Source organism: Streptomyces rubellus, from assembly GCF_036323805.1.
GTDB lineage: Bacteria > Actinomycetota > Actinomycetes > Streptomycetales > Streptomycetaceae > Streptomyces.
The window spans coordinates 46,537-68,492 of record NZ_JAZDCX010000025.1 but is presented as its reverse complement, the minus strand read 5'-3'; the positions used below and the strand labels follow the sequence as shown (position 1 = coordinate 68,492).

General features: G+C 74.8%; 18 protein-coding genes and 1 pseudogene. 5 read left to right on the top strand and 14 right to left on the bottom strand.

Going from position 1 to position 21,956, the window contains the following annotated elements; all coding sequences use genetic code 11:
• Positions 1-47: 47 nt before the first annotated feature.
• The 7 genes from V1L54_RS24430 to V1L54_RS24400 form a co-directional block, all read right to left on the bottom strand.
• On the bottom strand, positions 48-671 hold the full coding sequence (locus V1L54_RS24430; RefSeq protein WP_330120269.1) for a GntR family transcriptional regulator: 624 nt from the start codon (positions 669-671) through the stop codon (positions 48-50).
• 130 nt (positions 672-801) lie between these two features.
• The gene (gene sucB / locus V1L54_RS24425; RefSeq protein WP_330120268.1) at positions 802-2,622 is read right to left on the bottom strand and encodes a 2-oxoglutarate dehydrogenase, E2 component, dihydrolipoamide succinyltransferase; all 1,821 of its coding nucleotides are present in this window, start codon (positions 2,620-2,622) and stop codon (positions 802-804) included.
• A gap of 59 nt (positions 2,623-2,681) precedes the next feature.
• Positions 2,682-4,070 (bottom strand): dihydrolipoyl dehydrogenase, encoded by a 1,389-nt coding sequence (gene lpdA, locus V1L54_RS24420; protein WP_330120267.1) that lies wholly within the window; start codon positions 4,068-4,070, stop codon positions 2,682-2,684.
• Between the two features lie 483 nt (positions 4,071-4,553).
• Entirely contained in the window at positions 4,554-6,143 is a 1,590-nt protein-coding gene (locus tag V1L54_RS24415; RefSeq protein ID WP_330120266.1) for a leucyl aminopeptidase, read from the bottom strand.
• Positions 6,144-6,322: 179 nt separating this feature from the next.
• The gene (locus V1L54_RS24410) at positions 6,323-7,219 is read right to left on the bottom strand and encodes an adenosylcobinamide-GDP ribazoletransferase (protein ID WP_330120265.1); all 897 of its coding nucleotides are present in this window, start codon (positions 7,217-7,219) and stop codon (positions 6,323-6,325) included.
• Positions 7,220-7,254: 35 nt separating this feature from the next.
• Positions 7,255-8,385: a nicotinate-nucleotide--dimethylbenzimidazole phosphoribosyltransferase gene (locus V1L54_RS24405; RefSeq protein WP_330120264.1), complete on the bottom strand. Its 1,131-nt coding sequence runs from the start codon at positions 8,383-8,385 to the stop codon at positions 7,255-7,257.
• Between the two features lie 125 nt (positions 8,386-8,510).
• Entirely contained in the window at positions 8,511-9,755 is a 1,245-nt protein-coding gene (locus V1L54_RS24400) for a bifunctional adenosylcobinamide kinase/adenosylcobinamide-phosphate guanylyltransferase (protein ID WP_330120263.1), read from the bottom strand.
• 130 nt (positions 9,756-9,885) lie between these two features.
• Between V1L54_RS24400 and V1L54_RS24395 the strand changes: the two genes are divergently transcribed.
• Positions 9,886-10,098, top strand: coding sequence for a hypothetical protein (locus V1L54_RS24395; protein WP_330120262.1), 213 nt, complete (start codon positions 9,886-9,888; stop codon positions 10,096-10,098).
• A 63-nt stretch (positions 10,099-10,161) separates the two neighbouring features.
• On the opposite strand, the gene V1L54_RS24390 is transcribed toward V1L54_RS24395, so the two are convergent.
• The 3 genes from V1L54_RS24390 to V1L54_RS24380 all read right to left on the bottom strand — a co-directional run bounded on the left by V1L54_RS24390 (position 10,162) and on the right by V1L54_RS24380 (position 12,963).
• Positions 10,162-11,220: a S1C family serine protease gene (locus V1L54_RS24390; protein WP_330120261.1), complete on the bottom strand. Its 1,059-nt coding sequence runs from the start codon at positions 11,218-11,220 to the stop codon at positions 10,162-10,164.
• 307 nt (positions 11,221-11,527) lie between these two features.
• Entirely contained in the window at positions 11,528-12,235 is a 708-nt protein-coding gene (locus V1L54_RS24385) for a class I SAM-dependent methyltransferase (RefSeq protein WP_330120260.1), read from the bottom strand.
• A 125-nt stretch (positions 12,236-12,360) separates the two neighbouring features.
• Entirely contained in the window at positions 12,361-12,963 is a 603-nt protein-coding gene (locus V1L54_RS24380; protein ID WP_330120259.1) for a DUF3043 domain-containing protein, read from the bottom strand.
• A gap of 232 nt (positions 12,964-13,195) precedes the next feature.
• On the opposite strand from V1L54_RS24380, the gene V1L54_RS24375 reads away from it, so the two are divergent.
• Both V1L54_RS24375 and pspAA read left to right on the top strand, forming a co-directional pair.
• Complete coding sequence (locus tag V1L54_RS24375; protein WP_330120258.1) at positions 13,196-14,023, top strand: PspA/IM30 family protein; 828 nt, start codon at positions 13,196-13,198, stop codon at positions 14,021-14,023.
• A gap of 115 nt (positions 14,024-14,138) precedes the next feature.
• Positions 14,139-14,411, top strand: a pseudogene (gene pspAA / locus V1L54_RS24370) (PspA-associated protein PspAA); the annotation flags it as partial.
• Between the two features lie 98 nt (positions 14,412-14,509).
• Here pspAA and V1L54_RS24365 read toward each other — a convergent pair.
• On the bottom strand, positions 14,510-15,400 hold the full coding sequence (locus V1L54_RS24365; protein WP_330120257.1) for a GNAT family N-acetyltransferase: 891 nt from the start codon (positions 15,398-15,400) through the stop codon (positions 14,510-14,512).
• Between the two features lie 97 nt (positions 15,401-15,497).
• Positions 15,498-16,772 carry a quinolinate synthase NadA gene (gene nadA / locus V1L54_RS24360; protein ID WP_443076778.1) on the bottom strand — a complete coding sequence of 425 codons (1,275 nt, stop codon included), beginning with the start codon at positions 16,770-16,772 and terminating at the stop codon, positions 15,498-15,500.
• Between the two features lie 212 nt (positions 16,773-16,984).
• Here nadA and erpA point away from each other — a divergent pair, with 212 nt between their 5' ends.
• On the top strand, positions 16,985-17,341 hold the full coding sequence (gene erpA, locus V1L54_RS24355) for an iron-sulfur cluster insertion protein ErpA (protein ID WP_330120255.1): 357 nt from the start codon (positions 16,985-16,987) through the stop codon (positions 17,339-17,341).
• 89 nt (positions 17,342-17,430) lie between these two features.
• Here the strand turns inward: erpA and V1L54_RS24350 are convergent, their stop codons facing one another.
• The gene (locus tag V1L54_RS24350; RefSeq protein ID WP_330120254.1) at positions 17,431-19,020 is read right to left on the bottom strand and encodes a hypothetical protein; all 1,590 of its coding nucleotides are present in this window, start codon (positions 19,018-19,020) and stop codon (positions 17,431-17,433) included.
• Between the two features lie 232 nt (positions 19,021-19,252).
• Between V1L54_RS24350 and V1L54_RS24345 the strand changes: the two genes are divergently transcribed.
• The gene (locus V1L54_RS24345; protein ID WP_330120301.1) at positions 19,253-20,227 is read left to right on the top strand and encodes a carbohydrate kinase family protein; all 975 of its coding nucleotides are present in this window, start codon (positions 19,253-19,255) and stop codon (positions 20,225-20,227) included.
• Between the two features lie 36 nt (positions 20,228-20,263).
• Here V1L54_RS24345 and V1L54_RS24340 read toward each other — a convergent pair whose 3' ends face one another.
• Positions 20,264-21,706, bottom strand: a complete 1,443-nt coding sequence (locus V1L54_RS24340; RefSeq protein ID WP_330120253.1) for a cysteine desulfurase/sulfurtransferase TusA family protein — start codon at positions 21,704-21,706, stop codon at positions 20,264-20,266.
• Positions 21,707-21,956 lie beyond the last annotated feature (250 nt).

Here is a 21,956-nt window from a genome sequence, read left to right as displayed (position 1 = left end):
GGCGAGAAAAGTGCTTCACGCGCAAAATTGACATTCAGTGCCAGCTGTTAGGCACGGGGTGCACATCCCAGGACGTGCTCCTTGACCAGCTCGCCCACCCGGGGGTCACGCCGCCGGAACGCCTCGACGACCGCCTCGTGCTCCTCGGCGTACGACTGCTGCCGGGTGCCCAGCCAGCGGATGGCGAGCGTCGTCCACACCCCGATGCCCAGCGACTCCCAGGTGTGCAGCAGCACGCTGTTGCCCGCCGCGCGGACCAGCTCCCGGTGGAAGGCCACCGTGTGCCGTACCTGTGCCTCCCCGTCCCCGGCGCGGTCGGCCCCGTACAGCAGCGCCACCTGCTCCGTCAGCGCCGAGACGTCCTCGGCCAGCCGGCCGGCTGCCAGCTCGGCGGCGATCTGCTCCAGCCCGGCCCGCACCGGGTAGATCTCCTCCAGATCGGCCGCGGTCAGGTTCCGCACCCGCGCGCCCTTGTTCGGGGCCGACTCGATCAGCCGCAGCGCCTCCAGCTCGCGCAGGGCCTCGCGCACGGGGGTCTGGCTGACCTGCAGCTCCGCCGCGATCCGGCGCTCCACCACGCGCTCGCCCGGCTTCCAGCGCCCCTGGACGATGCCCTCCACGATGTGCTCACGGATCTGCTCGCGCAGGGAATGGACGACGGGCGGGGCCATGGACTGCTCCTTGCGGGCTCGTGGCGGGGGACCAACGACGATACGGCGGGACCACCGTGGCGGACACCGTGGCGGACAAGCCGGTGCCCCCGCCCGGCGCCTGCCGGACGGGGGCACGACCGGGGAGCGGTCAGAGACCCAGCTCGCCCTCGAACTCACCGGCCTCCAGCCGGGCCTTGACGTCCGCCAGGTAGCGGGCGGCGTCCGCGCCGTCGACCAGCTGGTGGTCGTAGGACAGGGTCAGGTAGACCATGTCCCGGACGGCGATGGTCTCGCCCAGCTCCGGGTGGTCGATCACGACCGGGCGGCGCACGGTGGCGCCGATGCCCAGCTCGGCCACCTGCGGGTAGTTCACGATGATCGTGTCGAACAGCGCACCGCGCGAGCCGGTGTTGCTGATCGTGAACGTGCCGCCGGACATGTCGTCCGGGCTGAGCTTGCCGGTGCGGACCTTGCCCGCCAGCTCCGCCGTCTTCTTGGCGATGCCGGCCAGGCTCAGGTCGCCCGCGCCCTTGATGACCGGGACCATCAGGCCCTTCTCCGAGTCCACCGCGATGCCGACGTTCTCGACGTCGTGGTAGGTCACGGTGCCGTCGTCGTTGATCTTGGCGTTGATGGCCGGGTGGGCCTTCAGCGCCTCGGCGGCGGCCTTGACGAAGAACGGCATCGGGGAGAGCTTGACGCCCTCGCGGGCCAGGAACTCCTCCTTGGCCCGGGCCCGCAGCCGCATGATCCGCGTGACGTCCGCCTCGACCACGGTGGACAGCTGCGCCTGGTTGTGCAGCGCCTTCATCATGTTCTCGGCGATGACCTTGCGGATGCGGGTCATCGGCACCGTCTGGCCGCGCAGCCGGGACGCGGCGGCCGGAGCCGTGGCGGCCCGCCCGCCGGCCGGCGCGGCCGGGGCCGAGGCGGCCTTGGCCTTGGCGGCCTCGGCGGCGGCGAGGACGTCCTGCTTGCGGACCCGGCCGCCGACACCGGTGCCCTTGACGGTGGACAGGTCGACGCCGTTCTCGGCGGCGAGCTTGCGCACCAACGGGGTCACATAGGCGCCCGCGCCACCCGAGGGCGCCTGCTGCGGCGCGGCCGGGGCCGGGGCGGGCGCGGGTGCCGACGGAGTCGGGGCGGGCGCCGGGGTCTCCCGCTGCTGCGGAGCGGGAGCGGTCGGAGCCTGCGGCTGCGGCTCGGGCTGCGGCTGCTGCTGAGGTTCGGGCTGCGCCTGGGCCTGGGGCTGCGGCTCGGGCTCGGGGGCCGGCTCGGGCTGGGCCTGCGGCTCGGGCTGGGCCTGCTGGGCGGGAGCGGCGCCGGCGGCACCGATCACGGCCAGCTTGGCGCCGACCTCGGCGGTCTCGTCCTCGCCCACCAGGATCTCCACCAGGGTGCCCGAGGCGGGGGAGGGGATCTCGGTGTCGACCTTGTCGGTCGAGACCTCCAGCAGCGGCTCGTCGGCCTCGACCTCCTCACCGACCGACTTCAGCCAGCGGGTGACGGTGCCCTCGGTGACGCTCTCGCCGAGCGCGGGCAGCACCACGTCGGTGCCCTCCGCCGAGCCGCCGCCCCGGGCCTGCGGCTCGGGCTGCGGCTGCTGCTGAGGTTCGGGCTGCGCCTGGGCCTGCGGCTGCGGCTCGGGCTGCTCCTGCCGGGGAGCCGGAGCCTCGGCGGCGGCCGGGGCCTCGGCCTGCTCCGGAGCGGGCGACTCGGCCGGGGCGCCGCTGCCGTCGTCGATGACGGCCAGCTCGGCGCCGACCTCGACCGTCTCGTCCTCGCCCACCTTGATGGCGGACAGGACACCGGAGGCGGGGGAGGGGATCTCGGTGTCGACCTTGTCGGTCGAGACCTCCAGCAGTGGCTCGTCGGCCTCGACGTGTTCACCCTCGGCCTTCAGCCAGCGGGTGACGGTGCCCTCGGTGACGCTCTCGCCGAGCGCCGGAAGGGTTACGGAAACCGCCATGGTTTCGGTTGCTCCTAACGAAAAGTGCGGACGTCGCGATGCTGCCGCGCCCGGAAGGGTCAGTCGTGGGAGTGCAGCGGCTTGCCGGCCAGCGCCAGGTGCGCCTCGCCGAGTGCCTCGTTCTGCGTCGGGTGCGCGTGGACGAGCTGCGCGACCTCGGCGGGCAGTGCCTCCCAGTTGTAGATGAGCTGGGCCTCACCGACCTGCTCACCCATCCGGTCACCGACCATGTGGACGCCGACCACGGCACCGTCACGGACCTGGACGAGCTTGATCTCGCCCTGCGTCTTGAGGATCTTGCTCCGGCCGTTCCCCCCGAGGTTGTACTTCAGTGTCACGACCTTGTCCGCGCCGTGGATCTCCTTGGCCTTGGCCTCGGTGATACCGACGGAGGCGACCTCCGGCTGGCTGTACGTCACGCGGGGCACACCGTCGTAGTCGATCGGCACGACGTCCAGCCCGGCGAGCCGCTCGGCCACCAGGATGCCCTCGGCGAAGCCGACGTGCGCGAGCTGGAGGGTGGGGATGAGGTCGCCGACGGCCGAGACGGTCGGCACGTTGGTGCGGCAGTACTCGTCGACCAGGACGTAGCCGCGGTCCATGTTGACCCCGGCCTCCTCGTAGCCCAGGCCCTGCGAGACCGGGCCGCGGCCGATGGCGACGAGCAGCAGCTCGGCCTCGTACTCCTTGCCGTTGGCGAGGGTGACCTTGACACCGTCCTGGGTGTACTCGGCCTTCTCGAAGAAGGAGCCCAGCGAGAACTTGATGCCGCGCTTGCGGAAGGCGCGCTCCAGCAGCTTGGAGCTGTTCTCGTCCTCGGCGGGCACCAGGTGGGGGAGGCCCTCGACGATGGTGACCTCGGTGCCGAAGGACTTCCAGGCGGAGGCGAACTCGCAGCCGATGACGCCGCCGCCCAGGATGACGGCGGACCGCGGCACCCGGTCCAGGGTCAGCGCGTGGTTGGAGCTGATGATCCGGTTGCCGTCGATCTCCAGACCCGGGATCGACTTGGGCACCGAGCCGGTGGCGAGCAGGATGTGCCGCCCCTCGTAGCGCTGCCCGTTCACCTCGACGGAGGTGGGGGAGGACAGCCGGCCCTCGCCCTCCACATAGGTGATCTTGCGCGAGGCGATCAGCCCCTGCAGACCCTTGTACAGGCCGGAGACCACGCCGTCCTTGTACTTGTGGACGGCGGCCATGTCGATGCCCTCGAAGGTGGCCCGGACACCGAACTCGGCGCTCTCCCGGGCCTGGTCGGCGATCTCACCGGCGTGCAGCAGGGCCTTCGTGGGGATGCATCCGTAGTGCAGACAGGTACCGCCGACCTTGTCCTTCTCGATCAGGGCGACGTCCAGACCCAGCTGCGAAGCCCGCAGGGCAGCGGCATAACCGCCGCTACCGCCCCCGAGGATCACTAGGTCGAAAACGGTGCTGGCGTCGTTCGCCACGTCACGTCCTCCATGCATGGGTACGCCGGAGCCGGTCCATCGGAGACCGGGCGGCTTTATTTCGGCCGCTTCTTGCTCGGCCCTGTGGGTTGAGCGGGCCCTGTCCTGCCGGGACAACATCTTTGCACTTGTTCCCCGGCGGTGGGACGCCGGGCCGCCGTCCGAACCGCTCACACTCGTCTGAACAGGAGGATTGCGAGAGGGGCACGCGTGTCTACCCGGCAGTAGCCCGACGGGGATCGCTCAGGGCGAACACCGGGCCGGAAGCGGGGTGCCGGACCGGCCGTCGTCTTCCCCGTCCGGCCGGTTTCATGTGCCGGGTGTCCACCGGGCGAGACGGCGACCGCCCCGCGTCCTTCCCGGCGCTCCCGCCGGGGCCGGGGGGAGCGAACCGCAGAGAGGGCGGTGCCCGGGCACACTCGTGTGCCCGGGCACCGCCCTCTCCCTGCGCTCCGTGCTCCGCTCAGCGCCGTCCGGCGGCGCTCACACCACGTCGCCGTCCGCCACCCGCTCGGCGAGGCGGACCAGGGTGCGCACCGCGGAGCCGGTGCCGCCCTTGGGGGTGTAGCCGAAGGGGCCGGACTCGTTGAAGGCCGGGCCCGCAATGTCCAGGTGCGCCCAGGTGGTGTCCTCGGCCACGAACTCCTTCAGGAACAGCCCGGCGACCAGGCCGCCGCCCGCCCGCTCCCCCATGTTGGCGATGTCGGCGACGGGCGAGTCCATGCTCTTGCGCAGCTCGGCGGGGAGCGGCATGGGCCACGCCTGCTCGCCGGCCTCGCCGGCCAGCTCGTGGAGGGCGGTGCGGAACGCGTCGTCGTTCGCCATGATCCCGAAGGTGCGGTTCCCCAGGGCCAGCACCATCGCGCCGGTAAGGGTCGCCACGTCCACCACCGCGTCGGGCTTCTCCTCGCACGCCCGGGTCAGGGCGTCGGCCAGGACCAGCCGGCCCTCGGCGTCGGTGTTGAGCACCTCGACCGTCCTGCCGCTGTACATGGTCAGGACGTCGCCCGGCCGGGTCGCGGTGCCGGACGGCATGTTCTCCGCCAGCGCCAGCCAGCCGGTGACGTTCACCCGCAGACCGAGCCGGGCGGCGGCGACCACGGCGGCGAGGACGGCGGCGGCACCGCTCATGTCGCACTTCATGGTCTCGTTGTGGCCGGCGGGCTTGAGCGAGATGCCGCCCGAGTCGTAGGTGATGCCCTTGCCGACCAGGGCCAGGGACTTCTTCGCCCTGGAGGCGGTGTAGGCGATCCGCACCAGGCGGGGCGGGTTGGCCGAGCCCTGGCCGACTCCGAGGATGCCGCCGTAGCCGCCCTTGGCGAGGTCCTTCTCGTCCAGCACCTCCACCGTCAGCCCGTGCTCCTTGGCCGCGGCCTGGGCGGCGGCGGCGAAGGACTTCGGATTGAGGTCGTTGGAGGGGGTGTTGACCAGGTCCCGGGCGCGGTTGACCTCGGCGGCCAGGACGCCGGCGCGCTCGGCCGCGGCCTTGTGGGCCTTGTCGCGCGCTGCGGCGCCGAGGACGACGACCTCGGCGAGGGGGGCGCCGCGGTCCTTGTCCCCGCCCTTCCGCGCCTTCCGGCCCTTGCCGGCCTTCCCGGCCTTCCCGGCCTTCTCCGCCTTGTCGCCCTTGTCGTCCTTGCCGCGGTAGGCGGTGAAGGCGTACGCCCCCAGCAGGGCGCCCTCGCAGACGGCGGCGACCGCTGCCGGGTCCCCGGCCGGGAGCGCGAAGCCGGCCTTCCCGGTCCCGGCCAGCGCGCGGGCCGCCGCACCGGCGGCGCGGCGCAGTGCCTCCGGGTCGTACGCCCCGTCCTCCGACGGGGCGGCACCGAGTCCGACCGCCAGCACCAGGTCCGCCTTCATCCCGTCCGGGGCGGGCAGCTTGACGGTCTCACCCTCGCCGCCCGAGGCACCGAGGGTCTCCAGGGTGGCGGCCAGCGAGCCGCCGAACGCCTCGTCCACGGCCTCTCCGCCGGGGGCGACCGCGGGGCCGTCGGGGCCTTTGACGACACCGACGACGACGGCGTCCGCGCGCAGCGCCGCGGCGGACGAGGTACTGAGAGTGAGAGCAGACACGGTGGTGGGAATCCCTCTTCTGTCGGCAAGCCGAGTTGGTGTGCTCGGCTTCGGGCACGGGCCGAGCCTACGCGGCGGCCCGGGTGGGAGCGGCGGGGGTGCCGGGCGCCGCGGAACCGGCCCGCCGGTACGGGGACCGGCGGGTGTACGGACGTCCGACCGGAATTGTGCGGGGGGTGCTAACCCAGTGCAAGCACCAGCAGGGCGGTGGTGAAGGAGGTTTCGGCCAGGGCGCCGAAGACGTCGCCGGTCACCCCGCCCAGCCGGCGGCGGCAGCGGCCCAGCAGCAGTTCCGCCGCGCCCAGCGCGAGGAGCACCGCCGCGGCGTACCGCACTGCTCCGTACGGCCCCCACAGCGCTCCCGCGCCGGCCGCCGCGAGCACCGCCGCCGCGGCCACGGCGGCCGCGTACCGGCGCGGCACCACACCGGCGACCGCCGCGCCCAGCCCCTCGGGACGGGCCGCGGGGACGCCCTCGCGGGCGGCGAGGGCGAGCGCCGTACGGGCGGTCGCCGCGGCCACCGCGACGGCGGCGGCGCCGTACGCCCAGCCCGCCTCGTACAGCTCGGTGACGGCCGCCACCTGCGCGAGCAGGACCAGGAGCAGGGTGACGGTGCCGAACGGGCCGATGTCGGAGCGCTTCATCACGGCCAGCGCGTCCGCCGCGGGGCGCCCGCTGCCCAGGCCGTCGGCGACGTCCGCCAGGCCGTCCAGGTGCAGTGCCCGGGTCAGGACGGCGGACACCGCGAGGGTGAGGACCGCGGCGAGCAGGGCACCGGCGCCGAGCAGCAGCGCGACGCCCCCGAGCGCCGCCGCGCACAGCCCGACCACCGCCCCGGCCGGCGGCGCGCACACCATGCCGCGCCGGGCGGCGGCCCGGTCCCAGCGGACCCGGGACACCGGCAGCACGGTGAGGGTGCCGAAGGCGAAGCGCAGCCCGTCCGTCAGCCGCCCGGCGATGCCCTGCGGACCACCGCCCGGGCCACCGCCCGAGCCGCCTCCCGGCCCGTCGGCGGGCGGCGGCGGAGGTGGCGGTTCCGGGGGCGGCGGCGGTACGGCCGGCGGTGTGGTGTCCATCGCGGCGCAGGCTACCCGGCGGCGGCGCCGGCCCGTCAGGTCGCGTCGAGCATCTCCGCGGCACCGGGCCGCCCGTCGTCCTGTCCGGACCCGCCCGCACCGTCCGGATCCGCCGCCGCCCGCACCGGCAGTTCGGCGGCCAGCGCCGAGGCGGCCTGGACCAGGGGCAGGGCGAGCAGCGCGCCGGTGCCCTCGCCGGTGGTCACACCGTGGTCCAGCAGCGGGTCGAGCGCCATCCGGTCCAGCGCCCTGGCCTGCGCGGGCTCGCCGCTCGCCTGCCCGGCCAGCCACCAGTCCGGGGCCCGGAACGCCACCCGCTGGGCCACCAGCGCGCACGCCGCGGACACCACACCGTCCAGGACGACGGGGGTGCGGCGCACCGCCGACTGGAGGAGGAAACCGGTGATCGCGGTCAGGTCCGCGCCGGCCACCGTGGCCAGCAGCCGCAACTGGTCGCCGAGCGCGGGCCGGGCGCGGCGCAGCCCGTCCCGGACGGCGGCGCACTTGCGCATCCAGGCGAGATCGTCGATACGTCCGCCGCCGCGCCCGGTGACCACGGAGGCGTCGGTGCCGCACAGGGCGGCCACCAGCACTCCGGCGGCCGTGGTGCCGCCGACGGAGATGTCGCCCAGGAGCACCAGATCCGTGCCGGCGTCGGCCTCCTCGTCGGCGACCGCCATCCCGGCCCGGAAGGCGCGCTCGGCCTCCTGGGCCGTGAGGCTGTCCTCGATGTCGAGCCGGCCGCCGGAACGCCGCACCCGGTACCGGGTGACCTCCTCCGGCAGTCCGCCCGGGTCGCAGTCCAGCGACATGTCGACGATCCGCAGCGGTACGCCGAGCCGCCGGGCCAGCACCGCCGCCGGGCTGGTGCCCTCCAGCGCGGCCCGCACCAGGGTGTGCGCGCCGCCCGCGGGACGGGCGGAGACGCCCAGCGAGGCCACCTCGTGGTCCCCGGCGAACAGCAGGACCTTCGGCCGCGAGACCGGCTCCACGGGGACCCTGCCCTGCGCCGCCGCCAGCCACTCGCCCAGCTCGTCCAGCCGCCCCAGGGCTCCGGCGGGCAGCCCGGTGCGGGCCCGCCGCTCCTCGGCGTCCCGGCGGACGCCGCTGTCGGGACGCTCGATGAGGTCGCCGAAGTCGTCGAGATTCAGGCTGCCGTCGCTCATGCGGCCGACACTATCGCCCCCGCACGGCGCTCCGTCCGCCGTCCGCCCTCCCCTCGTCCGGCCTCGTCCGCCTCGTCCGGTCCCCGCCCGGGGAGCCGGGCGGGGACCGGACGAGGCGGACGGCCTCAGCCGCGCAGCGGCAGGGCGGTGCCCGCCGTGACCAGCAGGACGTGCTCGCACTCGGCCGCCACCGCGGCGTTCAGCCGGCCCAGCTCGTCACGGAACAACCGGCCCGCCGCGGTGCCGGGCACGACCCCCGAGCCGACCTCGTTGCTGACCGCGACCACCGTGCGGGTGGCGGCGCGGAAGGCCGCGACCAGTTCGGCGGTCCGGCCGGCCAGCACACGGGCGGCTTCTGCGGAACGCCGGGGGTCCTCGTCCCAGCAGCCGGCCGAGTCCATGGCGTCGGCCAGCCACAGGGACAGGCAGTCGATCAGCAGGGGCGGGGCGTCGGGCGCGGTGAGCAGCGGCACCAGGTCACAGGTCTCGGCCGTGCGCCAGGAGGCCGGGCGGCGCGACCGGTGGGCGGCGACCCGGTCCGCCCACTCGGTGTCGCCGTCCCGGGAGCCGCCCGTCGCCGCGTACAGCACGCCGGGGAAGGCGGCCAGCCGCCGCTCGGCCTCGGCGGACTTGCCTGAGCGGGCGCCGCCCAGCACCAGGGTGCGCCGCGGCAGATCGGGAACCGCCCGGTAGTCGCCGACCACCGCGGTGGTGCCGTCCGGCACGGTGCGGGCCCCGGCCGCGGCCAGCCGCCGGTGCAGCTCGGGGCCGGGCGGGACACCGTGGTCGATGTGGACGGCCAGCACGTCCGTGGTCGGGCCGACGGCCCCGGCCGCCCGCAGCCGGGCGAGCGCGTCGGGCCGCCCGAGGACGTCCAGGAGCACCAGGGAGTACGGCGCGGCCGGAGCGTACGGCGCGCCCGGCGCACCCTCCCGGACCGGGGAGCCGGGCAGCCCGGCGGGGCCGGCGCCCGGCGGCAGGTAGAGCAGGCGTTCGCCGTCCGGGCCGCCGATCTCGTACCCGGTGCCCGGCGCGTCCAGCGCCACCGCCCGTACCCGGTGACCGCTGATCAGCGTCAGCCTCCGGCCGTCGGCCACCCGCACCGGCGCGGGCAGCCCGGGCGGCACCTCCTGCGCGGGGCCGTCGTGGGGATGGGACAGCAGCAGCTGCCGCACCCCGTGCAGGGTCCGGCCCGCGCGGGCGGCGGCCAGGGCTGGGCCGGGGGTCAGGTCGAGCAGCAGTACGTCGTCCACGAGCAGCGCGGTCGCCGCCCGCGCGTCGGCGCCGACCGCCGTCGCACAGGCCGCGCAGGGACAGCCGGGCCGGGGGAGACCGGCGGGCGCGCCGGTGCCGAGCAGAGTGAGTTCCACGGCACGATCGTCTCGTGTCGGCCGGGCCGCCGCGCGAGCGGCACTAGTCTGCGGCCGACTGGACAGGATCAAGGACACATGACAGGCGGCACCCGGCACCCGGGCGCCGGCAGACACCGGGGAGGCGCACATGGCGTGGACGTGGCGGTTCGAGAAGGCCGACGGCACGGAGACGGAGCCGGCCGTCCGGCCGGAGGAGTTCACCACCCAGGGCGACGCGGAGAGCTGGGTCGGCGAGAACTGGAGGGAACTGCTGGCGGGCGGCGTCGAGCAGGTGACGCTGCTGGAGGACGACACCGAGATCTACGGGCCCATGAGCCTGCGCGCGGCGGAGGAGAGCTGACGGGCCGGGGAACCGCCCGGGCGGGCGCACCGGCTTCCGCCGGCGCGCCCGCCCGGCGGCCGCTCAGCGCTCGCCGAGGGTGACCGTGACGGTCCGCTCGTCCCCACCGCGCCGGTAGGTGACCTCCACCTCGTCGCCCGGTTCCCGGGAGGCCAGCGCCTGCGCCAGCGCGGTCACCTGCGGGGTGTCGGTACCGCCGACCGCTGTGATCACATCGCCCTCGCGCAGCCCGGCCTCGTCCGCCGCGCCGCCGTCCTCCACCTCCACCACGGCGACCCCGGCGGGCCGGTAGTCGTCGCCGAGCACGGTGCGCACCGTGGCCTCGAGCGCCGCCTCGTCGGAGTCGCGCACCTCGCCGTGCTCGATCATCTGGTCGGCCAGGTGGCGAACGGTGTCGGAGGGGATGGCGAAGCCCAGGCCCGGTGCCGTGCCGCCGCCCTGCTCGCCGGCGGCCAGGGTGGGGACGCCGATGACCCGGCCGGAGAGATCCACCAGGGCGCCTCCGCTGTTGCCCGGGTTGATCGGCGCGGAGGTCTGGATCAGGTTCCCGAGGGTGGCCTCGGCGCTGCCCTCGCTGAGCGAGCGGCCGGTGGCCGAGACGATGCCCTCGGTGACGCTGGAGGACAGCCCCAGCGGGTTGCCCATGGCCAGCACGATCTGGCCGACGTCCACCTCGGAGGACTTCCCGAAGGTCGCCGGGCGCAGGTTGCCGGGCGGGTCGGTCAGCTTCACCACGGCCAGATCCTCGTCCGGATAGCTGGCCACCAGTTCCGCCGCCAGGTCGTCCCGGCCGGTGGCCAGGGTGACCCGGAACCGTTCGGCGTCGCCCACCACATGGGCGTTGGTGACGATGTGGCCCTCCTCGTCGTAGACCACACCCGAGCCCAGCCCCTGGCCGGTGGTGACCTGGACGACGGACGGCAGGACCTGGTCCACCACGTCCTGGAAGGCGTCCTGCAGCGCGTCGGCCTCCCCGGGCACGGGTACGGAGGCGCTGGGAGAGGGAGAGCTGCCGGAGTCCTCGTCGGAGCCGCCGCCGGTGCACCCGGTGAACAGGACCGCCGCGGCGCACAGTGCGGCGGCACCGGCGCGGAGCCCGCCGCGCCCGCGGGAGGAAGACATCGTGAGGAGCCCCTTTCCGTAGGTGTCCCGGCCGGCCGGGACACCGGGCCGGGCCGTCACGACCTCGGCCCCTCCGCGTTCCCCGCCTGGTCCGCCGGAAAACGCGCCCCCGCCGGGGGCGCCGGCTCGTGGACCGTGCGCCGGCCGGAGGGCCGCCTCGTCCGGCAGTGATCGCGCCGGGCTTCCGAGGCGGGGAACCGCTCACCGGCGGCGGGTACGGACCGGCCGGGAGGAGGGGGCGGCGGCCCGGCGGGCGCCCCCGGGAGACACCGCGCCGGAACCGCGGGGGAGGCGCCGGGCCCCGGGCTCAGTCGCGCACGGCGCACAGGTGCAGCAGCGCGGCCACCGCGCGGTACGGGTCGGTGCGTCCGGCCCGTTCCTCGGCGGCCAGCAGCAGCTCCCCCTCCTCGCCCCCGGGGAGGGGGGCGCCGGGAGCGGTGAAGACCTGCACCCCGTACCAGCGGTGCAGTGGGGTGCTCATCCCGGCCAGGCCGGCGGCCAGGGCGTCCCGGCGCAGGGCGCGGTCCGCGGGGGCGAGCCGCTCCAGGGCCCCGGCCCAGTCGCCGGCCAGCCCCTGGCGCATGGCCGCCGCCTCGGTGTTGGGCACCACCAGCGACAGCAGCCCACCCGGAGCCAGTACCCGGCCCAGCCCGGCGAGCAGCGGGCCCGGTTCGTCACCGGGGGCCGGCCCCGTGTGGCAGAGCACGACGTCGAAGGAGCCGGGCAGGAAGTGGGCGCCGGTGTTGCGGCTGTCCTCGTGGATGATCCGGGTGCGCTCCCGTATCCCCTCGGGCTCCTCCAGCAGGGTGCGGCGCACCGCGTCGGCCAGCTCCGGGTCGGACTCCAGTCCGGTCACCCGGTGCCCGGCCCGGGCCAGACGCAGTGCCTGGTGGCCGTCGCGCACCGCCACGTCCAGTACCTTCAGGCGCCGCCCCACGGGGAAGCGGGCGGTGATCTGCTCGTCCAGCTGCCGGGCGATCAGCAACTGGCGCAGGCGGTGTCCATCGGTGTCCATCGGTGTCCGCAGGGCTCCGTCAGCGTCCGTCGGTATCCGTCAGCGTCCGTCAGTGTGTGCCGCCGGCCGTGCCGGACACGGCCGGCACCTGGCCGTCGGGGATGGTTGCCCGGAGATCCGGCCGCTCAGCGGCGCGGTGCCTCGCCCCGGGCGATCTGCGGCTTGGGCAGTCGCATACGGCGCATCTGGAGGGTGCGCATCAGCGCGTACGCCACGGCGCCCCGCCGGTTCTCGTCGGGGAAGCGCTCGCGCAGCTGCCGCCGGAGCCGGAACCCGGTGACGAACGAGTCGGCGACGATCATCACGATGACGCCCAGCCACATCAGCAGGGAGGCGTTCTTGACCGCGACCGAGGGCACCATGCTCAGGACCAGGATCAGCACGGCCAGGGGCAGGAAGAACTCCGCCATGTGCCACTTGGAGTCCACGAAGTCGCGCACGTAGCGCCGCACCGGTCCGCGGTCGCGCGCCGGGAGGTAGCGCTCGTCGCCGCCGGCCAGGGCCTCGCGCTGCCGGGCCAGTTCGGCACGGCGGGCCTCACGGGCCCGCTTGGCGGCCTCCTTGCGGGAGGCCGGCGGCTTGACCACGGCGCGGCGCAGGGCCTCGGCCTCGCTGCGCTTGGGCGTGGGGCGGCCCTTGGGGGCCTGCGGGTCGCGTCGCTGTGCGGTCGGCTCCGCAGTCTCCCGGGGGGCCGCGGCCTGGTCGTCTTTGGAACGGCTTCGGAACACAGTGCCAAGAGTACGGGGAGCTCAGGTGTGGACCCCACCCCCACGGGGAACGATCCGGCAACGGTGGGTTGCCTGGCTCCCTACTTCCTGGGCGGGAGAGAGCCGGGCGCCGATCGTCCTGGAGGAGGAGCACATCCGGGCCCGGACAGTGCGGTAATGGAGACAGGGCCCGTAGTGTGGGACCTGTCGATGTGCGAGGCTCAGTCCGTCATGAAGGGGGCGCGCGAAGCCCATGAGCGGTGTCATGAAGCGTATGGGGATGATCTTCCGCGCGAAGGCCAACAAGGCTCTGGACCGGGCCGAGGACCCGCGCGAGACACTCGACTACTCCTACCAGAAGCAGCTCGAACTGCTGCAGAAGGTGCGCCGCGGCGTCGCCGACGTGGCGACCTCGCGCAAGCGCCTGGAGCTCCAGCTCAACCAGCTCCAGGGGCAGTCCGCCAAGCTGGAGGACCAGGGCCGCAAGGCGCTCGCCCTCGGCCGTGAGGACCTGGCCCGCGAGGCGCTGTCCCGCCGTGCCGCCCTCCAGCAGCAGGTGACGGACCTGGAGCAGCAGCACCAGACCCTCCAGGGCGAGGAGGAGAAGCTCACCCTCGCCGCACAGCGCCTCCAGGCCAAGGTGGACGCCTTCCGCACCAAGAAGGAGACGATCAAGGCCACCTACACCGCCGCCCAGGCCCAGACCCGCATCGGCGAGGCGTTCTCGGGCATCTCCGAGGAGATGGGCGACGTGGGCATGGCCATCCAGCGGGCCGAGGACAAGACGGCACAGCTCCAGGCCCGGGCCGGGGCGATCGACGAACTGCTCGCCTCCGGCGCGCTCGACGACCCCAGCGGGATGGCCAAGGACGACATCGCCGCCGAACTGGACCGGATCTCCGGCGGTACGGACGTCGAACTGGAGCTCCAGCGCATGAAGGCCGAGCTGTCGGGCGGCTCCGGCGCCGACCGGCAGGCCATCGAGGGCGGCCAGGAGCAGGCCCAGCAGCCCCAGGCCCAGCAGGCGCAGCAGCCCCAGGCGCAGCAGGCGCCGGACACCCCCCGCTTCGACAAGCAGTAGTACGGACGGGCGGCGGCGGGCGCACCGGGAGCGGAAAGCCGGAGGCGGGGGGCATCACCTCCGGCACACCGGGCACCGGGCCGGAGGAAGCAGGTCCTTCGGGAAGGAGAGCGTCGTGATCGTGCGAATCATGGGCGAGGGCCAGGTCGTCCTCGACGACAGCCATCTGCCCGGGCTGAACGCGCTGGACGACGAACTGCTCGACGAGATGGAGCACGGCGACGAGCCCGGCTTCCGCCGCACGCTGAACGCTCTGCTGGACGCCGTCCGGTCGCTGGGCACCCCGCTGCCGGACGACTCCCTGGAGCCCTCGGAGCTGATCCTGCCCGCGCCCGGGGCCGGCATCGAGGAGGTGCGCGCCATGCTCGGCGAGAGCGGGCTGTTCCCCGCCGACACCACCGGCACCACCGGCGGCACCACCGCCACCGGCACCGTCGCCGACTCCCGCTGATCCCGGCCTCCCGCCCCGCCCGTGCGGCGGGCCCCTCACAGGAACGCGGCGGAGGGGATGTACGGCGTCGGCGGCCGCATGCCGCGCAGGCAGACGTAGCCGGCCGTGCTCACCTCCAGTCCGGCGGCCAGCCCCACGTCCACCGCCCACTGCTGCTCGGCGGTCAGACTGTGGACCAGCACCGGACGGCCCTCGCCGAGGACGCCCAGGGCGGCGGTCAGCAGCCGGGTGGCCAGCCGCCGGGAGGTCGCGGCCAGCAGCTCCACCCCGCCCGCGGTCCCCTCCTCGCGCACGTAGCAGTAGCCGCTGCCGGTGAAGTCGTCGGTCACCAGCAGCCGGGTGTGGCGCAGCAGCTCCTCGTGGTCCGGCCCGTGGGCGCCGCCGCGCAGCCGCCGGTCCACCGAGTCCATCAGGTCCCGGTCACCGGGCCCGCCCTCGGCCACCACGCCGTCCGGGACGGGCAGCCGCTTCACACGGACCGCTCCGGCCAGCCGCATCGCCGGATGCAGTTCGAGGCCCGCCCGGCGGCAGACACGGGCGGCGGCCGGATGGGACGTGCCGCACACGATGCCGCGCAGACAGGCCCGGCCGTGCTCCATGGCCCGCCGCAGCAGGGCCGTCCCCACCCCCCGGCCCTGCGCCTCGGGGCGTACCGCCAGCAGCGACAGGCCCCAGGTGCCCTCGCGCCGGGTGGACAGCGCGGCCCCGACCGTGCGGCCCGCGGCGTCCTCGGCGAGCCAGCACCCCCCGGGGTCGGTGCGGGCCAGATGCCGGATGTGGCTGTGCCACCGCCCGGCGTCGGGGTCGGCGGGAACGGGCAGGGGCGGCCCGCCGCCGGTGCCGTCCGCGGCGGTGCGGGCGGCATGGGCGGCGGACCGTACGGCTTCGGCGTCCTGGCTGGAGTCGCGGACCGGGCGCAGCAGCATGCCGACCATCCTGGCCGACCGCCGTGCACCCGGTCACGGCCCTTCGATCAACGACCTCGTGCGGCGGCCCCGTGGCCCCGTGACCGCGGTCCCGCCGTCACGGCAGGGCGAGCATCTGCTCCAGGGCCAGCCTGGCGAACTTCTCGGTCTCCGGGTCGACCTGGATGCGGTTGACCACCCGGCCGCCGGCCAGGGACTCCAGGGCCCAGACCAGATGGGGCAGGTCGATCCGGTTCATGGTCGAGCAGAAGCAGACCGTCCGGTCGAGGAAGACGACCTCCTTGCCCTCGGGCGCGAAGCGGTTCGCCAGTCGGCGCACCAGGTTGAGTTCGGTGCCGATGGCCCACTTCGAGCCCGCCGGGGCGGCCTCCAGCGTCTTGATGATGTACTCCGTGGAGCCCACGTGGTCGGCCGCCTCGACGACCTCGTGGCGGCACTCGGGGTGCACCAGCACGTTGACGCCGGGGACGCGCTCGCGCACGTCGTTCACCGAGTCCAGCGAGAAGCGGCCGTGCACCGAGCAGTGGCCGCGCCACAGGATCATCCTCGCGTCCCGCAGCTGCTCGGCGGTCAGCCCGCCGCCCGGCCGGTGCGGGTTGTAGACGACGCAGTCCTCCAGGGACATGCCCATGTCCCGTACGGCGGTGTTGCGGCCCAGGTGCTGGTCGGGGAGGAAGAGGACCTTCTCCCCCTGTGAGAACGCCCAGTCCAGCGCCCGCCTCGCGTTGGAGGAGGTGCAGATGGTGCCGCCGTGCCGGCCGGTGAAGGCCTTGATGTCGGCGGAGGAGTTCATGTACGAGACCGGGACGGTGGTGCCGGCGACGCCCGCCTCGGTGAGCACGTCCCAGCACTCGGCGACCTGCTCGGCGGTGGCCATGTCGGCCATGGAGCACCCGGCGGCCAGGTCGGGCAGGACGACCTGCTGGTGGTCGCCGGTGAGGATGTCGGCGGACTCGGCCATGAAGTGCACGCCGCAGAAGACGATGTACTCCGCCTGGGGCCGGGCGGCGGCGTCCCGGGCCAGCTTGAAGGAGTCGCCGGTGACGTCCGCGAACTGGATGACCTCGTCGCGCTGGTAGTGGTGACCGAGCACGAAGACCTTCTCGCCGAGCCGCTCCTTCGCCGCGCGGGCGCGCTCGACCAGGTCCGGGTCCGACGGGGCGGGCAGGTCGCCGGGGCACTCCACACCGCGTTCGCTCCGCGGGTCGGACTCGCGGCCGAGCAGGAGCAGGGCGAGCGGGCTCGGCCGCACGTCGAGTGCGTCCGCGGGCGCCGCGGTGGCAGGTGCGGTGGGAGAGGGCTGGGCGGTGGTCACGGCACACACCCTTTCGTCGGATTCAGCGGGTCTTTTCGTCGGTTTGACGCTATCCATCATAACCGGTTCGTGTCACTTTGACGATGTCGGTCGCGTCGATGTGACGCATCCCCGGTCGTGCGTTTCCGGAGTGGTTCGGAAGTGACCCCGGGGTACCGGGTGTGCGAGCATGAAAGCCGCGACAGACATGCCCGGCCCGGAATGAAACCGGGAGGCCGCTTGTTGCGGCAGGCGGCAAGAGCAGTCCGTACAACCCGGGAGAGAAGCAGATGTCCGTATCGGACGAGACCGCTGTGACGACTGACGGAATCATCCTGTCCGACACCGCCGCGGCGAAGGTCAAGAGCCTCCTCGAACAGGAGGGCCGCGACGACCTGGCCCTCCGGGTCGCCGTCCAGCCCGGTGGCTGCTCCGGCCTGCGGTACCAGCTCTTCTTCGACGAACGTTCGCTCGACGGCGACGTCGTCAAGGAGTTCGACGGCGTCCGGGTCGTCACCGACCGGATGAGCGCCCCGTACCTCAACGGCGCCTCCATCGACTTCGTCGACACCATCGAGAAGCAGGGCTTCACCATCGACAACCCCAACGCCACGGGCTCCTGCGCCTGCGGCGACTCCTTCAGCTGAGCCGGCCGGCCGCCGTGCCGGCGGCCCACCGCGCCGACGACGAGGGCGGCGGTCCCGGACACCCGGGACCGCCGCCCTCGCGCGTACGGCTACTCCCGCGGTTGACGGTCCGGGTCGCCCTCCGGCAGCGGCTCGCCCTCCGCGTCGAGGATCCTCCGGTCGCCCACCGGCTCCTCCAGCGTGACCTCCGCGGTCATCTCCTTGGCGATCTGGACGCAGACCCTGCCCGGCTGCTCGGGCCGCTCGGTGATCCGCACCGTCACCGTCTCCGCGCTCTCCCGCGCGGTCACGTCGTGGCGGTGGCACACCCCGCCCCAGAAGTGAACCGTGAGCGTGCGGTCCCCGGGCGCGTACTCCTCGACGTACCGCGCGGTCCGCGGTGACTTCTCCGGCTCCTGCCCCGGGTCGGCCGGCGCGGCCGTGCCGCCGTCACCGCCGGGATCCCCCGAGGACGGGGCGGGCGGGGCCAGGAACTCCGGCTCCACCGCCGGGTGGGCCACCGTGTACGGGTCCCCGCCGGCCGGTGCCGCCTCGAACAGCCAGGACGGCACCAGGACCGGGCGGCCCTGCGACAGGTACGTCGACAGCCCGAACACCGCCTCCGTCACCTTCACCGGTTCGCGCTTCCCGGGCTTCCCGGACGGGCCGCAGGGCTCAGGGGCCCCCGGCTCCCGGGTGGCGCCGTCCGCCGGACCGACGGCGCCGGGCCCGTCCGCACCGGGCCGTGCCGCCCCGGAGTCCGTGGTGCCGGAGTCCGGGGAGGCGGGAGTGGCGAGCCGCTTCTCCGGTGCCTTCCACGGGGAGCCCTCCTCCAGGGCCTTCCGCTCCGGAGCGCCCTTGTCCGGTAGATCCGGCAGAGGGGCGCACAGCAGGCCCGGCCTGACCCGGCCGCTGCGCTCGTTGAGCGCGGCGAGGGTGTCCTCGGCGCTCAGCACCGGGTACTCGTCCCCGGTCTTCCGCAGCTCGCCCAGCCGCCCGCTGGCCTCGCCCAGTGCTCCCAGATGGCCGATGTGGAACTCGGTCGTCCAGCCGTCGACGGGCAGCCCGTCCTGCCGGGGCTCGACGGTCACGGTCCGGCCGTCCGCCCGCAGCGGGCCGACCTCCGTCCTGGCGTCCTCCAGGCCCAGGACCTCGAGGACGGGAACGACCGCCTCCTCGGCCTGCTCCTCGGAGACCTCCACCTGCCCCGGTTGCGGCACCGGCCCGAGGAACGACCAACTGCCCGTGTCGGCGTCCACCGTGAGCTCCGCGCCATCGTCGGCCGTCCAGGTGCCGTCCTTCTCGCGGAGTCCGCCGTCCACCTCCAGCGCCTCCGCCAGCTCGGCCACCCGCTCCCGGCCGATCTCGCCGGCCGGCCGGTAGGCGGGTGCGCTCCCGGGCCCGTCGGGCAGCGGCACCGCCGCCTTGTAGACGGGGCCCCCGTCCGGGGCCGGTGCGGCGGGGGAGCCGTCCCCCGACTCCGCCGTGGTCCGCCGCTCGCCGTGGCCGCCGTAGCCGTCCAGGACCAGCGGCCTCGGCCTGTCCCCGGCATCCTGCCGGAGGTCCTCCCCGCCGCCAGAAGCGGTCGAGGCCCAGTACGCGCCGCCGCCCCCGGCGAGCAGGACGGCGAGGGCCACCGGGACGGTCGTCAGCCGGTGCCGCCGCGGTCGTGCGGCTTCCGGGGTGTGGTCGGTACTCACCGCATCGCTCCTTCGCTTCCCTGTGCTCGCTGTACTCGCCGTGCCTGCCGTCCCGTGCCGCGTGCCGCCGCACGGGCGGGGACGCCGGTGGGACGGAGCCGGGGCGCGGACGGTTCCCCCGGGCGGTGGCCGGGGGGTGTGTGCCCACCGTGTACCCACGGCGGCGGCCGGAGGAAGTAGCGTGGTGCTGCCCGCCGCCCCACCCGACGACCCGATCCAGGAGCAGCCCGCCGTGCGTATCGCTGTCACCGGCTCCATCGCCACCGACCATCTGATGACCTTCCCCGGCCGCTTCGCCGACCAGCTCGTCGGCGACCAGCTCCACACGGTCTCGCTGTCGTTCCTGGTGGACACGCTCAACGTCCGGCGCGGCGGGGTCGGCGCGAACATCAGCTTCGGCATGGGCCAGCTCGGGGTGCGCCCGGTCCTCGTCGGCGCGGCGGGCGCCGACTTCGGGGAGTACCGGGCCTGGCTGGAGCGGCACGGTGTGGACACCGAGTCGGTGCGCATCTCCGAGGTCCTGCACACCGCGCGCTTCGTGTGCACCACCGACGCCGACCACAACCAGATCGGCTCCTTCTACACCGGGGCGATGAGCGAGGCCCGGCTGATCGAGCTGAAGGCCGTCGCCGACCGGGTCGGCGGTCTGGACCTGGTGCACATCGGGGCGGACGACCCCGAGGCGATGATGCGCCACACCGAGGAGTGCCGCGCCCGTGCCATCCCCTTCGCCGCCGACTACTCCCAGCAGCTCGCCCGGATGGACGGCGAGGAGATCCGCGGCCTGACCGAGGGCGCGGCGTACCTGTTCACCAACGAGTACGAGGCCGCCCTGGTGGAGTCCAAGACCGGCTGGAGCGCCGGGGACCTCCTGGCGAAGGTCGGCACCCGGGTCACCACCCTGGGCGCGCGCGGCGTGCGCATCGAGCGGGCGGGGGAGGAGCCGGTCACCGTGCCCTGCCCCCCGGAGGAGGGCAAGGTCGACCCGACGGGCGTCGGCGACGCCTTCCGGGCCGGCTTCCTGTCCGGCCTGGCCTGGGAGCTGGGTCTGGAGCGGGCCGCGCAGCTCGGCTGCATGCTGGCCACCCTGGTGATCGAGACGCTGGGCACCCAGGAGTACGAGCTGCGGCGCAGCCACTTCCTGGAGCGCTTCACCAAGGCGTACGGCCACGACGCGGCGGCCGAGATCCGGGCCTGTCTGTCCTGAGCCCCGCAGGGGCCGGTCCGCGGGGGAGCCGGACGGTCAGACGAGGCGGCGCACCCGGTGGGCGTGGCCGTCCGAGCCCAGGTACTCGTGGCCGCGCATCCCGCACCAGGCCGGCACGTCCAGCCGGGCCGCCTCGTCGTCGGCGAGCAGCAGCACCGTGCCGCCGACCGGCACCCGGCCGATCACCTTCGCCAGTTCGATGACCGGGATCGGGCACCGCTTGCCCAGGGAGTCGACGGTGAGCGAGGGCGCCTCGGCCGTCTCTCGCGGCTCCTCCGGCGCCGGCGGCCCCCCGGCCGCCGGGTCCGCGGGCTCCGGGGCGACGGGTGCGGCGAGCCGGTCGCGCACCTCCCGTACCGCCTCCGGCAGCACCGCCAGGAAGGCGTCGACATCGGCCCCGGCCGTGCCCGGCGGCAGCGAGACGCGGATGTTGCCCTCCGACAGCACCCCCATCGCGCGCAGCACATGGCTGGGCGTCAGGGTGCCGGAGGTGCACGAGGAGCCCGAGGAGACCGAGAACCCGGCCCGGTCCAGGGCGTGCAGCAGCGCCTCGCCGTCCACGTACAGGCAGGAGAACGTCACCAGGTGGGGCAGCCGCCGCACCGGGTCGCCCACCACCTCCACGTCCGGCACCAGTTCCGGCACCCGGGCGCGTACGCGGTCCACCAGGGCGCGCAGCCGTACCGCCTCGGCGTCCGCCTCGGCCCGCACCGCCCGCAGCGAGGCCGCCGCGGCGACGATCGCGGGCAGGTCGGCGAAACCGGGCGAGCGCCCCGACTCCCGCTCGTCCACCGGGGGCGGCGGAGCGAACCGCACCCCCTTGCGCACCACCAGCAACCCCACTCCGCCCGGGCCGCCCCACTTGTGCGCGCTGGCCGCCAGCAGCGACCACCCGCCGGGCACCGGGCCCCAGGGCAGCGACTGCGCGGCGTCCACCAGCAGCGGCACACCGTCCGCCGCGCAGCGCTCCGCCACCTCGGCCACCGGCTGCTCGGTGCCCACCTCGTGGTTCGCCGACTGCAGACAGGCCAGCGCGGTGCCGTCCCCCGGTGAACCGCCCCCACCGGTGCCGCGCAGCCCGGCACCGAAGTCCTCGGCGCTCACCCGTCCGGAGCGGTCCACGGGGATCTCCACCACCGTGCCGCCGTCCGCCTGATGGGCCTGTGCCGCGTGGAGCACGGCCGAGTGCTCCACCGCGGAGACCACCAGGGTGCGGCCGGCGCGCCGCCGTCCGGCCAGCGCTCCCGCGATGCCGGTGTGCAGGGCCCGGGTCCCCGAAGGGGTGAAGGACAGTTCGTCGGGGCGGCAGCCCACCGCCTCGGCGGCCGCCTCGCGCGCCGCGTCCAGCAGGAGCCCGGCCCGGCGGCCCTCACGGTGCAGCCGGGCCGGATCGGCCCAGCCCTCGTCGAGCGCGGCGAGCAGCGCCTGCCGGGCAACCGGGTGGAGGGGCAGGGAGGAGGCGGCGTCGAAGTAGGGCACACCGGCACGTTAGCCCCTCCGCCCGGAACGACGGAGGACGGTGCCTCCGGCGGGTGCCGCGGGGCGGCGGAAGCGCCCGTTCCGGCCGGGCGGCACTCCATCGGCGGCCCCCGCGGCGCGTTGGGTACCCTCCCCGCGTGCCCCCGGAGGGCGTCGAGTAGGGTTTGGTCCGCATAAACATCCAAACCCCTGCCCGTGCCAGGGCCGGAGCCCGACCACAGCGGCCGAGCCCGGGCCGAGCGGGCGAGAC